At 61.0% G+C, this 13,149-nt stretch carries 9 protein-coding genes and 2 rRNA genes (1 of these 11 running past the window's edge); 1 reads left to right on the top strand and 10 read right to left on the bottom strand.

What is annotated here, in order from left to right:
• Positions 1-3: 3 nt before the first annotated feature.
• The 5 genes from fkpB to murJ form a co-directional block, all read right to left on the bottom strand.
• On the bottom strand, positions 4-441 hold the full coding sequence (gene fkpB, locus C163_RS03115; protein ID WP_003258215.1) for an FKBP-type peptidyl-prolyl cis-trans isomerase: 438 nt from the start codon (positions 439-441) through the stop codon (positions 4-6).
• Positions 434-949 (bottom strand): signal peptidase II, encoded by a 516-nt coding sequence (gene lspA, locus C163_RS03110; RefSeq protein ID WP_025337596.1) that lies wholly within the window; start codon positions 947-949, stop codon positions 434-436. Before lspA ends, fkpB begins: the two co-directional genes overlap by 8 nt.
• Positions 942-3,773 (bottom strand): isoleucine--tRNA ligase, encoded by a 2,832-nt coding sequence (gene ileS, locus C163_RS03105; protein ID WP_025337595.1) that lies wholly within the window; start codon positions 3,771-3,773, stop codon positions 942-944. Before ileS ends, lspA begins: the two co-directional genes overlap by 8 nt.
• Positions 3,770-4,720 (bottom strand): bifunctional riboflavin kinase/FAD synthetase, encoded by a 951-nt coding sequence (ribF, locus tag C163_RS03100; protein ID WP_025337594.1) that lies wholly within the window; start codon positions 4,718-4,720, stop codon positions 3,770-3,772. Before ribF ends, ileS begins: the two co-directional genes overlap by 4 nt.
• Before the next feature lie 118 nt (positions 4,721-4,838).
• On the bottom strand, positions 4,839-6,377 hold the full coding sequence (gene murJ / locus C163_RS03095; RefSeq protein WP_025337593.1) for a murein biosynthesis integral membrane protein MurJ: 1,539 nt from the start codon (positions 6,375-6,377) through the stop codon (positions 4,839-4,841).
• Between the two features lie 250 nt (positions 6,378-6,627).
• Between murJ and rpsT the strand changes: the two genes are divergently transcribed.
• Complete coding sequence (gene rpsT / locus C163_RS03090) at positions 6,628-6,906, top strand: 30S ribosomal protein S20 (protein ID WP_003247625.1); 279 nt, start codon at positions 6,628-6,630, stop codon at positions 6,904-6,906.
• A gap of 254 nt (positions 6,907-7,160) precedes the next feature.
• Here rpsT and C163_RS03085 read toward each other — a convergent pair whose 3' ends face one another.
• The 5 genes from C163_RS03085 to C163_RS03065 all read right to left on the bottom strand — a co-directional run.
• Complete coding sequence (locus C163_RS03085; protein ID WP_025337592.1) at positions 7,161-9,461, bottom strand: PqiB family protein; 2,301 nt, start codon at positions 9,459-9,461, stop codon at positions 7,161-7,163.
• Entirely contained in the window at positions 9,454-10,077 is a 624-nt protein-coding gene (locus C163_RS03080) for a paraquat-inducible protein A (protein WP_015268842.1), read from the bottom strand. Before C163_RS03080 ends, C163_RS03085 begins: the two co-directional genes overlap by 8 nt.
• A complete protein-coding gene (locus C163_RS03075; protein WP_025337591.1) occupies positions 10,064-10,723 on the bottom strand; it encodes a paraquat-inducible protein A in 660 nt (219 codons plus the stop codon). Before C163_RS03075 ends, C163_RS03080 begins: the two co-directional genes overlap by 14 nt.
• Positions 10,724-11,046: 323 nt before the next feature.
• A 5S ribosomal RNA gene (gene rrf, locus C163_RS03070) occupies positions 11,047-11,162 on the bottom strand.
• A gap of 136 nt (positions 11,163-11,298) precedes the next feature.
• A 23S ribosomal RNA gene (locus C163_RS03065) occupies positions 11,299-13,149 on the bottom strand (it continues 1,042 nt past the right edge of the window).

Genomic DNA, 13,149 nt, shown 5'->3' with positions numbered 1-13,149 from the left:
GGCTTACAGGGCCTTCACCTCGAGGATCTCCACCTCGAAGGTCAGGGTCTTGCCAGCCAATGGGTGATTGAAGTCGATGGTCACCTGGTCGTCATCGAACGCTTTGACCACACCCGGCAGCTCGGTGTTGGCGGCGTCGTTGAAGATGATCAACAGCCCTTCGGACAACTCCATGCCCTCGAACTGGGACCGCGGCATGACTTGCACGTTCTGCGGGTTGGGCTGGCCGAAGGCGTTCTCCGGGGCCACCACGACGGTACGCTTGTCACCGCCCTTGAAGCCGAACAGCGCGTTCTCGAAACCTGGCAGCAGGTTGCCATCGCCAACCTTGAAGGTGGCCGGGGCCTTGTCGAACGTGCTGTCGACGGTGTCGCCGTTTTCCAGGTGCAGCGCGAAGTGCAGGGTGACTTCGGTGTTCTGGCCGATACGGGTGTCAGTCATGGACCGGATCCTCGGACTTCTTGCTCTTGAACATATCCAGCGCCAGCATCACCGCACCAACGGTAATGGCGCTGTCGGCCAGGTTGAAGGCCGGGAAGTAATGGCGGTTCTGCCAGTGCACCAGGATGAAGTCGACCACATGGCCGAGCACGACGCGGTCGTACAGGTTGCCGATCGCGCCCCCCAGCACCAGCGCCAGCGCCACGGCCAGCCAGGTCTCGTTGCGCCCCAGGCGCTTGAGCCACACCACCAGCACGGCACTGACCACCACGGCGATCAGGGCGAACAGCCAGCGCTGCCAGCCGGAGCTTTCCGCCAGGAAGCTGAAAGCCGCGCCGGTGTTGTAGGCCAGGGTCCAGCTGAAGTAGTCAGGGATGACGACAACCTGCTGGTACATGGTCAGGGCATTGTTGAAATACAGCTTGGTGGCCTGGTCGAGGACCAGTACCACCAGGCTCAGCCAAAGCCATGCAAGGCGCCCGAAGCGCCCCGCTGCAGGGTTAGGCATAGTGGCGCACCTCGCCGGAACCGCTCAGGTTGTCGACGCAACGGCCGCAGATTTCCGGGTGCTCCGGGTGGCTGCCGACGTCGGCGCGGAAGTGCCAGCAACGGCCGCACTTGGCGTGGCCGGACTTGACCACTTGCAGCTTGAGGCCTTCGACTTCGGTGGCCACGGCTGCGGCCGGCGCCTGCGCGAACGGCACCACGCTGGCAGCCGAGGTGATCAGCACGAAGCGCAGTTCGTCGCCCAGCTTGCCCAGGTCGGCGCTCAGGCCTTCGTCGGCGTACAGGGTTACTTCAGCCTGCAGGTTGCCGCCGATGACCTTGGCGGTACGCTGGTTTTCCAGCTCCTTGTTGACCGATGCCTTGACGGCCATCACGCGGTCCCAGTAGGCGCGGTCCAGTTCGGTGCCTTCCGGCAGTTCGCTCAGGCCTTGGTACCAGCCGTTGAGCATTACCGACTCGTTGCGCTCGCCTGGCAGGTACTGCCAGATTTCGTCGGCGGTGAACGCCAGGATCGGCGCGATCCAGCGCACCAGCGCCTCGCTGATGTGGTACAGCGCGGTCTGGCAGGAACGGCGGGCGACACTGTTGGCGCCGGTGGTGTACTGGCGGTCCTTGATGATGTCGAGGTAGAAGCCGCCCAGCTCCTGCACGCAGAAGTTATGCACCTTGGAGTAGACGTTCCAGAAACGGTACTCGCTGTAGTGCTCCTCCAGCTCGCGTTGCAGCAGCAGGGTGCGGTCTACGGCCCAGCGGTCCAGCGCCAGCATGTCTTCCGGGGCCAGCAGGTCGCGGGCCGGGTCGAAGCCGGACAGGTTGGAGAGCAGGAAGCGTGCAGTGTTGCGGATACGGCGGTAGGCGTCGGCGCTGCGTTGCAGGATCTGCTCGGAAACGGCCATTTCACCGGAATAGTCGGTAGCGGCAACCCACAGGCGCAGGATATCGGCACCCAGGGTGTTGTTGACCTTCTCCGGCTCGATGGTGTTGCCCAGCGACTTGGACATCTTGCGGCCGTTCTCGTCCACGGTGAAGCCGTGGGTCAGCAGCTCGCGGTACGGCGCGTGGCCGTCGATGGCGCAACCGGTCAGCAACGACGAGTGGAACCAGCCGCGGTGCTGGTCGGAACCTTCCAGGTACAGGTCGGCACGCGGGCCGGTGGCGTGGCCGATGTCATGCGAGCCACGCAGCACGTGCCAGTGGGTGGTACCCGAGTCGAACCACACGTCCAGGGTGTCGGTGATCTTGTCGTACTGCTCGGCTTCAGCACCCAGCAATTCAGCGGCGTCCAGCTTGAACCAGGCCTCGATGCCTTCCAGTTCGACGCGCTTGGCCACTGCTTCCATAAGCTCGACGGTGCGTGGGTGCAGCTCGCCGGTCTGCTTGTGCAGGAAGAACGGGATCGGCACGCCCCAGTTGCGCTGACGCGAGATGCACCAGTCCGGGCGGTTGGCGATCATCGAATGCAGGCGCGCCTGGCCCCAGGCCGGCACGAACTTGGTGTCCTCGATGGCTTTCAGTGCACGCTCACGCAGCGGCTCGCCGGTGGTCGGCTGCTTGTCCATACCCACGAACCACTGCGCGGTGGCGCGGTAGATCAGCGGGGTCTTGTGGCGCCAGCAGTGCATGTAGCTGTGGCTGATGGTTTCGGTGTGCATCAGCGCACCGACTTCGCTCAGCTTCTCGACGATGGCCGGGTTGGCCTTCCAGATGAACTGGCCGCCGAAGAATGGCAGCGAGTCCACGTACACGCCGTTGCTCTGCACCGGGGTGAGGATGTCGTCGTTGACCATGCCGTAGCGCTTGCAGGTGACGAAGTCGTCTTCACCGTAGGCTGGCGAGGAGTGCACCACGCCGGTACCGGCGCCCAGTTCGACGTAGTCGGCCAGGTAGACTGGCGACAGGCGGTCGTAGAACGGGTGGCGGAAGTTGATCAGTTCCAGCGCCGAACCCTGGGCGGTGGCGATGACCGAGCCTTCCAGGCTGTAGCGCTTGAGGCACGATTCCACCAGCTCTTCGGCCAGTACCAGCAGGCGCTCGCCGGTGTCGACCAGGGCGTACTTGAACTCCGGGTGGATGTTCAGCGCCTGGTTGGCCGGGATGGTCCACGGGGTGGTGGTCCAGATCACGATGGCGGCCGGCTTGGCCAGCGAAGCCAGGCCGAAGGCGGCAGCCAGCTTGGCCTCATCGGCTACCGGGAAGGCAACGTCGATGGTCTGCGATTTCTTGTCGGCGTATTCGACTTCGGCCTCGGCCAGGGCCGAACCACAATCGAAGCACCAGTTCACCGGCTTAAGGCCCTTGAACACGAAGCCTTGCTTGACCATCTCGGCCAGGGCGCGGATTTCGCCGGCCTCGTTGGCAAAGTTCATGGTCTTGTACGGGTTGTCCCAGTCACCCAGCACGCCCAGGCGGATGAACTCGGTCTTCTGCCCTTCAATCTGCTCGGCGGCGTACTCGCGGCACAGCTCGCGGGTGCGGTCGGCGGACAGGTGCTTGCCGTGGGTGACCTCGACCTTGTGCTCGATCGGCAGGCCATGGCAGTCCCAGCCCGGCACATACGGCGCATCGAAGCCGGCCAGGGTCTTGGAACGGACGATCATGTCCTTGAGGATCTTGTTCAGCGCATGACCGATGTGAATCTTGCCGTTGGCATAGGGCGGGCCGTCGTGCAGGACGAACTTGGGACGATCCTTGCCAATTTCGCGCAGCTTCTGGTACAGGCCAATGCTGTCCCAGCGCTGCAGGATCTGCGGTTCGCGCTGAGGCAGGCCGGCCTTCATGGGGAAGGCGGTGTCCGGAAGGTTAAGCGTGGCTTTGTAGTCGGTCATTTCAGGCTCTTCGTTAACGGTTGAGCGTGCCAATGTGCACGTGCGGCGGCGATATCCGCATCGATCGCCGACTTCAGCGCCTCCAGGGAGGCGAATCGCTGCTCTTCACGCAGCTTGTGGTGGAACTCCACCGTCAGGCGCCGGCCGTAAAGGTCGCCGGCATAGTCCAGCAGATGAATCTCCAGGTGCGGGCGCCCGTCACCGGCAACGGTGGGGCGCACGCCGATATTGCCGACACCCGGCCAGGCCTTGCCGTCGATTTCGATGCTGGCCAGGTAGACCCCGGACAGCGGCACGCGGCGGCGCTTGAGCTGGATGTTGGCGGTAGGTGTGCCGAGCTGGCGGGCCAGCTTCTGGCCATGCAACACGCGGCCGCTGATGCGGTACGGGCGGCCCAACAGGTGCTCGGCCAGCTCGAAGTTGCCTTCGGACAGGGCCTTGCGCACTTCGGTGCTGCTGACCCGCAGGCCGTCCTGGATCACCGTGTTGGCAGCCTCGACGGTGAAGCCGTACTGCTTGCCGGCCTCGACCAGGAAGGCGAAGTCGCCAGCGCGGTCGCAGCCGAAGCGGAAGTCATCGCCCACTTCGAGGTGGCGTACACCCAGGCCGTCGACCAGGATGGCCTTGACGAAGGCATCGGCACTGAGCTTGCTCAGGCGCTGGTTGAATGCCAGGCACAGCACCCGGTCGATACCCTCGGCCGCCAGTAGCTCGATCTTGTCGCGCAGGCGGGCCAGGCGGGCCGGCGCGGTGTCGGGGGCGAAGTACTCGCGTGGTTGCGGTTCGAAGATCACCACGCAGGTCGGCAGGCCCAAGGCCTGGCCGCGCTCGCGCAGGCGCGCCAGGATCGCCTGGTGGCCGCGGTGAACCCCGTCGAAGTTGCCAATGGTGGCGACACAGCCCCGGTGCTCGGGGCGCAGGTTGTGAAGACCTCGAACCAGCTGCATAACGCGCTTCTTGCTCATAAAGTGGCCGATTATAACCACACCCGGGCGCCGGTGACAGGCAGCAGCGCCCAAGGGCGGCGTGGAATGCGAAAAACCGACGCCTGACCCGCCCGATGCCTTAGTGCAAGGCCTTGCGGGCGAAATGCCGAGGCCGGAAGCCGCACAGGTACAGGCAGCCGAAATAGGTCATGATGCCCGCCAGTACCAGAGCCCCCAGGCGCACCAGGCGCTCGAGCATGTTGCCCTGCTCCCAGGCCGGCAGGTAATGCATGCCGGCCAGCAACACCGCCGACATCAGCCCCACCGCCAGCACCAGCTTGAGCAGGAACATCGCCCAGCCTGGCTGCGGCTGGAACAGCTGTTGGCTGCGCAGCTTCCAGAACAGCAGGCCGGCGTTCAGGCAGGCCCCCAGGCTGATCGCCAGGGCCAGGCCGGCATGCGCGAGCGGGCCGATCAGGGCCAGGTTGAACAGTTGGGTGCAGACCAGGGTGAATACCGCGATCTTCACCGGTGTACGGATATTCTGCTGCGCATAGAAGCCGGGTGCCAGTACCTTGACCAGAATGATCGCCAGCAAGCCCACGGAATAGGCGATCAGCGCCTTCTGGGTCATGGCCGCGTCGACGGCGGTGAACTTGCCGTACTGGAACAGCGCCACGGTCAATGGCTCGGCGAGGATGGCCAGGGCCAGGGTGCATGGCAGCACCAGCAGGAAGCACAGGCGCAGGCCCCAGTCGAGGATCCGCGAGTATTCCTCGCGGTCCTTGTTGGCGTAGGTCTTGGCCAGCGTAGGTAGCAATATGGTGCCCAGGGCCACGCCCAGCACGCCGGAAGGCAGCTCCATGAGGCGGTCGGCGTAATACATCCACGACACCGAACCGGCCACCAGGAAGGAGGCGAAGATGGTGTTGATGATCAGCGAGATCTGGCTCACCGACACCCCGAGGATCGCCGGCAGCATCTGCTTGAGCACCCGCCACACGCCGGCATCACGCAGGTTCAGGCGTGGCAGCACGAGCATGCCGATCTTCTTCAGCGCTGGCAGCTGGTACAGCAACTGCGCCAGGCCGCCCGCCAGCACGCCCCAGGCCAGGGCCATGATTGGCGGGTCGAAATACGGCGTGAGCAGCACGGCGAAGGCAATCATCGCCACGTTCAGCAGGGTCGGGGTAAAGGCCGGTACCGAGAAACGGTTCCAGGTATTGAGGATCGCCCCGGCCAGGGACGACAGCGAGATCAGCAATATATAAGGAAAAGTCACGCGCAACAGGGCGGTGGTCAATTCGTATTTCTCGGCGCTGTCGACAAAACCTGGCGCGGTCGCCCACACCACCCACGGTGCCGCCAGAATGCCGATGGCGGTCACCAGCGCCAGAACCAGGGTCAGCAGGCCACTGACATAGGCAACGAAGGTGCGGGTCGCCTCCTCGCCTTGCTGGGTCTTGTATTCGGCCAGGATCGGCACGAAGGCCTGGGAAAACGCACCCTCGGCGAAGATGCGCCGCAGCAGGTTGGGCAGCTTGAAAGCGATGAAGAAGGCATCGGTGGCGATGCCGGCACCGAAAACACGCGCCAGGATGGTGTCGCGGACAAAGCCCAGCACCCGCGAAATCATGGTGATCGAGCTTACCGCAGCCAGGGATTTGAGCAGGTTCATCGAAAAGATTCACGCCAAGGGCAGAGGACGCTGCCAGACAGCGTCCGAATGTGCGATACTCCCGCGCCTTCGCAGGGGAGCCAAAAATTCCCGAGTTTACAGGTCGCGCAGCAGAAAGGAATATTTCCCTCTTGTTGGCGCACCGCTCGGCGGAACCTTGCAGGTGGCCTTGACATCCGTTCGACTGATCGGCATGATTCGCGGCCTATTTTGTTTGCTATTTACCTAAAGTCTTTCGAGGAGCTCGACGGTGGCCAACACACCTTCCGCCAAGAAACGTGCAAAACAGGCTGAGAAGCGTCGCAGCCACAACGCCAGCCTGCGTTCCATGGTCCGCACCTACATCAAGAATGTAGTCAAGGCCATCGACGCAAAAGACGCCGAAAAAGCGCAAGCCGCTTACGTTCTGGCTGTGCCTGTAATCGACCGTATGGCCGACAAGGGCATCATCCACAAGAACAAGGCTGCTCGTCACAAAGGCCGTCTGAATGGCCACATCAAGGCGCTGAAAGAAGCTGCAGCTGCCTAAGCGACGTGCTAGTCGAAAAACCGACCCTAGGGTCGGTTTTTTGTTGCCTGCGATTTGTGCACATCGCCGCCTCGCTGCTGCGACCTTTGCAACATCGCCGATCCGCTTTTGTAGGAGCGGCCTTGTGTCGCGATCGGGCTGCGCAGCAGCCCCAGCAATATCAGCATCGACGCTGAAACCGAGGGGCTGCTGCGCAGCCCGATCGCGACACAAGGCCGCTCCTACAAAAAGCAGGGCCGTGTTTGCCCAGTGTGCTACTTCGCTATCTGAATCTTCGGCGCCCACTGCAGCCATTCATCCTCGGCCTTGTCGAACAAGGCGAACGTCTGCTGCGGCCGTGCCGGGTTGCCCATCTGCTCGCCATCCGGCGTGGCAAAGGCGATACCGCCGTCGATCATGGTCTCCACCGACTCGGTACGCACCGTAACCCCCTTGACCAGACCCCAGTCGAAACCGAAGCCGCTGCTGTTCCAGAAGCGACTACCGCTACGCACCAGGGCCGCATAGCGCGGTTCGATCAAGATATGGATCAACACACGGTCAGCGCTCTGACCCAGCTCGAAGCCCGTCACCTTGCCCACCGCAACCTCACGGTAGGTCACCGGCACGCCCGGCTTGATCGAGCCACGGCGCGGAGCGCTCAGCGTCAACGGCAGGCCGACTTCAGGCCCTGCCACCTGCGGGGCGTCGCCCAAGGCGATGAAATCGCGCTGTGGGCCACGGTCCTTGGCAGCCGGCTGCACTTCCAGGTACTGCCCGCCCACCAGGGTGTCGAGGTTCTGCGTGCGCACCAGGCCAAAGGCTGGCTTGACCACCCAGAACTGCGTACCGACGCGGGCGATACGGTCCGCCGCTTCGGTAATGCGCGCCCGTAGCAGCACCGCCTGCAAGTCATCGGTCAGGTCGACGCTCTCGACGCTACCCACATCCAGGCCGCGGAAGCGAATCGCCGTGCCTGGCTTGAGGCCGTCGGCACGGTCCACACGAATGGTGATCAACGTACCCGCGCGGTTGACCGCCTCCTGGCTGTCATGCAGGCGGAAGCGTGGGATGTGTCGTTTGAGCGGCACATCAGGCCGTGGCGTATCGAACGCGATACCACCAGCCATCAGGGTCTGCAGTGATTCACTCTTGATCTTGATGCCCGACAGGCCGCCCGTCAGGGTGATGCCACTGACATTCCAGAAGCGCGACGAACCGTTGACCAGCTTTTCGTATTCCTTCTCGATATGCACACCGATCAGGATGCGATTGCTGTTGCGGGCGAACTGGTAGCTTTGCACGCTACCCACCTTCACCTGGCGGTACATGACCGGGCTACCGACTTCCAGCGAACCCAGGGTGTCGGCGAACAGCACCATGTGCAGGCCTGGTGCCTTGAGGTCGAGCGGCGGTGCCTTGGCGCGGGCTTCGAACTCACGCTCTGGCCGCGCCCCCTTCTCACCAGGGCGAATGGCAATGTAGTTACCCTTGACCAGCGCTTCCAGGCCGGTGATACCCGCCAGGGATATCGATGGTTTGACCACCCAGAACTGCGTGCCCTCGACCAGATAATCCTCGGCCAACGGGTCCAGCGTAAGCTCGGCCGATGCACTGGCCAGGTTGTCTGCCATTGTCAGGGCTTTGAGCGAGCCCACCTGGATGCCCTTGTACATGACCGGTGTACGGCCCGCCTGCAGGCCCTCGTAATCGCTCAGTTTCACCTTTACCCGGATACCGGCCTGGGCCGCATCGAAGTCCTCATACAGACGGAACGGCAGGTTCGAGTCGGTGGGAGGGCTGTCCTTGCGGTGTTCCGGCGTGGCAAAGGCGATACCACCAGCAACAATGCTCGACAGCGATTCGCTACGCACTTTCACGCCCGAGAGCGAGGCATCGATGCTGACGCCGCTGGCATTCCAGAAACGCGTGTGCTTGCGCACCAGGCTGGCATAGGCCGGCTCGATGAAGACTTTGATCTCGACGGTGCTCTGGTCCTCGGACAGGCGGTAGCTTTTGACCCGGCCAACCTGGATCTGCTTGTAGAACACCGGGCTGTCACGGTTGAGCGACCCTAGCCGCTCGGCCTTGAGGGTAAGGTGCAGGCCCGGCTCGGTGTCCGACAGCGGCGGCGCCACCTTCAAGGCGGTAAAACGCTTGGTGCGCTCCCCCTCCCCCGGGCTGACGGCGATGTAGTTGCCTGACACCAGGGTTTCAAGGCCGGAAATACCCGCCAGGCTGACGCTCGGCTTTACCAGCCAGAAACGCGTACCTTTGGTCAGATGAGGCTCGGCAGCCTTGTTCATCTCGATGGTGGCGATCACCCCCTGGTTCTCACCCTTGGCGTCGAGCACCAGGCTTTTGACCTTGCCAACCGGCATGCCCTTGTAGATCACCTCGGTCTTGTTGGCGACGATACCCTCGCCCGACTCGAAGCGGACTTCAATTTCCACACCGGCATCACGGTAAGCCTGCCACGCAAGCCAGCCACCGATCATCAAGGCGATCAAAGGCAGGATCCATATGGCCGACCAGTTCGAGGCTGGGCGGGTTTTAGCCGTTGGCAGGTCACTCATGGTCGTCATCCGACTCCGTGTTATCCCAAATCAGTCGGGGATCGAAAGTTAAAGCGGCAAGCATTGTCAGGATCACCACAGTTGCAAAGGCGACAGCGCCCAGGTTGGCTTCGACACTGGCTATTCGGCCGAAATTCACCACCGCCACCAGGATGGCGATGACGAAGATATCGAGCATGGACCAGCGCCCAATGAATTCGATGAAGCGATACATCAATATCCGTTGCCGCGCCGAAAGCGGCTGCCGGCGCTGAACGGAGTACAACAGCAAGCCGATACCCACCAGCTTGAACGTGGGCACCAGGATACTGGCAATGAACACCACGGCAGCAATGGGCACCATGCCATGCTTGAGCAAGGTGATGACCCCAGACATGATCGTGTCGGGGCTGCCTTGGCCCAGGGTGCTCACGGTCATGATCGGCAGCATGTTGGCCGGGATGTACAGGATCGACGCGGCAATCAGCAGCGCCCAGGTGCGCGCGATACTGTTCGGTCGACGGGCATGCACGATGGCACCGCAGCGTGTACAGGTTTGTGAAGTGCTGTCTGGCTGTTGCCGGTTCAGCTCGTGACACTCATTGCAGACAAGAATGCCTGCATCAATCGCCCGCATGCAGGTCCTCCCCTGATAACGCACTCCAGATCTGGTGCGGTGACATCACCACCTCGAGCCACACCTGGATCAATAACAGGCTGATGAAGCAGAACAGCCCCAGGCCCACGGTCAGTTCGGCCAGGTCCACCAGCTTGACGATGGCCACCAGCACGCCCATGAAATAGACCTCGAGCATGCCCCAGTCACGCAAGTGGTGATAGATGCGGTAGAACAGCAGGCCGAAACTACGCCCCACGTTCAGGCGGATGCTCAGGAGCACGACCAGCTGACAGAGCAGTTTTGCCAGAGGGATGGCCATGCTGCACAGGAACACCACTACGGCCACGCCGCGCATTTCCGAGTTGTACAGGCCCAGCACGCCGCTCCAGACGGTATCGTCCGATGTCTGGCCAAGCAGGTGCAGCTGCATGATCGGCAGAAAATTGGCAGGCACAAACAGCAGCAAGGCGGTGAGTACCAGGGCCAGGCTGCGGTTGACCACATTGTGCCGATGGGCGTAGAGCTCGTAGCCGCAGCGCGGGCATTGGGCCTTCTCATCATGCTGGAGCACGGGCTTGCGCAGCAGCAGGTCGCATTCATGGCAGGCGACAAGCTGGTCCAGCGGCAACTGAGCCAAGGTTTCAGGTTCGACAGGATTGGGCATATAGCGCTTCTGAATAGGTGCGTGGGCCTATTCTAGTGTTCTGGCTCGAATTGTGGGAGGCAACATAACAGCGGCCCTGCGCGACCTTTGTAGGAGCGGCCTTGTGTCGCGATCGGGCGCGAAGCGGCCGTAAAGCCTGCATCCCGGGTCTCACAGGTAAACCGCGGCGCCTGGATTGCGGCCGCTGCGCGCCCGATCGCGACACAAGGCCGCTCCTACAGGGATCGCACAAGGTCGGAGGATTTGGGTGAGGCTTGGGGGTTTTAGGGCCAGAAAGACAAAACCCCTACCTGCATGCGCAGATAGGGGTTTTGCGAAATGAATCTTGACGATGACCTACTCTCACATGGGGAAACCCCACACTACCATCGGCGATGCATCGTTTCACTGCTGAGTTCGGGATGGGATCAGGTGGTTCCAATGCTCTATGGTCGTCAAGAAATTCTGTTGCCAGAATGTCCAGATGGACAGCCCAGCGAATTCGGATATGCGATATTTGTGATGTTGCGAACTTTCGGTTCTTTCGTCTTCACCACCACAATTTGGCTTTCGTGCGCAAATTGCTTGGGTGTTATATGGTCAAGCCTCACGGGCAATTAGTATTGGTTAGCTCAACGCCTCACAGCGCTTACACACCCAACCTATCAACGTCGTAGTCTTCGACGGCCCTTCAGGGGATTCAAGATCCCAGTGAGATCTCATCTTGAGGCAAGTTTCCCGCTTAGATGCTTTCAGCGGTTATCTCTTCCGAACATAGCTACCCGGCAATGCCACTGGCGTGACAACCGGAACACCAGAGGTTCGTCCACTCCGGTCCTCTCGTACTAGGAGCAGCCCCTCTCAAATCTCAAACGTCCACGGCAGATAGGGACCGAACTGTCTCACGACGTTCTAAACCCAGCTCGCGTACCACTTTAAATGGCGAACAGCCATACCCTTGGGACCGGCTTCAGCCCCAGGATGTGATGAGCCGACATCGAGGTGCCAAACACCGCCGTCGATATGAACTCTTGGGCGGTATCAGCCTGTTATCCCCGGAGTACCTTTTATCCGTTGAGCGATGGCCCTTCCATACAGAACCACCGGATCACTAAGACCTACTTTCGTACCTGCTCGACGTGTTTGTCTCGCAGTCAAGCGCGCTTTTGCCTTTATACTCTACGACCGATTTCCGACCGGTCTGAGCGCACCTTCGTACTCCTCCGTTACTCTTTGGGAGGAGACCGCCCCAGTCAAACTACCCACCATACACTGTCCTCGATCCGGATAACGGACCTGAGTTAGAACCTCAAAGTTGCCAGGGTGGTATTTCAAGGATGGCTCCATGAGAACTGGCGTCCCCACTTCAAAGCCTCCCACCTATCCTACACAAGCAAATTCAAAGTCCAGTGCAAAGCTATAGTAAAGGTTCACGGGGTCTTTCCGTCTAGCCGCGGATACACTGCATCTTCACAGCGATTTCAATTTCACTGAGTCTCGGGTGGAGACAGCGCCGCCATCGTTACGCCATTCGTGCAGGTCGGAACTTACCCGACAAGGAATTTCGCTACCTTAGGACCGTTATAGTTACGGCCGCCGTTTACCGGGGCTTCGATCAAGAGCTTCGCTTGCGCTAACCCCATCAATTAACCTTCCGGCACCGGGCAGGCGTCACACCCTATACGTCCACTTTCGTGTTTGCAGAGTGCTGTGTTTTTAATAAACAGTCGCAGCGGCCTGGTATCTTCGACCGGCATGGGCTTACGGAGCAAGTCCTTCACCCTCGCCGGCGCACCTTCTCCCGAAGTTACGGTGCCATTTTGCCTAGTTCCTTCACCCGAGTTCTCTCAAGCGCCTTGGTATTCTCTACCTAACCACCTGTGTCGGTTTGGGGTACGGTTCCCAGTTATCTGAAGCTTAGGAGCTTTTCTTGGAAGCATGGTATCAACCACTTCGTCGCCTAACGGCAACTCGTCATCAGCTCTCGGCCTTGAAATCCCGGATTTGCCTAAGATTTCAGCCTACCACCTTAAACCTGGACAACCAACGCCAGGCTGGCCTAACCTTCTCCGTCCCTCCATCGCAATAACTGGAAGTACAGGAATATTAACCTGTTTTCCATCGACTACGCTTTTCAGCCTCGCCTTAGGGACCGACTAACCCTGCGTCGATTAACGTTGCGCAGGAAACCTTGGTCTTTCGGCGTGCGAGTTTTTCACTCGCATTGTCGTTACTCATGTCAGCATTCGCACTTCTGATACCTCCAGCAAGCTTCTCAACTCACCTTCACAGGCTTACAGAACGCTCCTCTACCGCGTCATCCTAAGATGACACCCGTAGCTTCGGTGCATGGTTTGAGCCCCGTTACATCTTCCGCGCAGGCCGACTCGACTAGTGAGCTATTACGCTTTCTTTAAAGGGTGGCTGCTTCTAAGCCAACCTCCTAG

The sequence above is a fragment of the Pseudomonas sp. FGI182 genome (genome assembly GCF_000511325.1).
Taxonomy (GTDB): domain Bacteria; phylum Pseudomonadota; class Gammaproteobacteria; order Pseudomonadales; family Pseudomonadaceae; genus Aquipseudomonas; species Aquipseudomonas putida_Z.
Note: the sequence above shows the minus strand (reverse complement) of the source record. Positions and strands in the feature narration are given on the sequence as shown.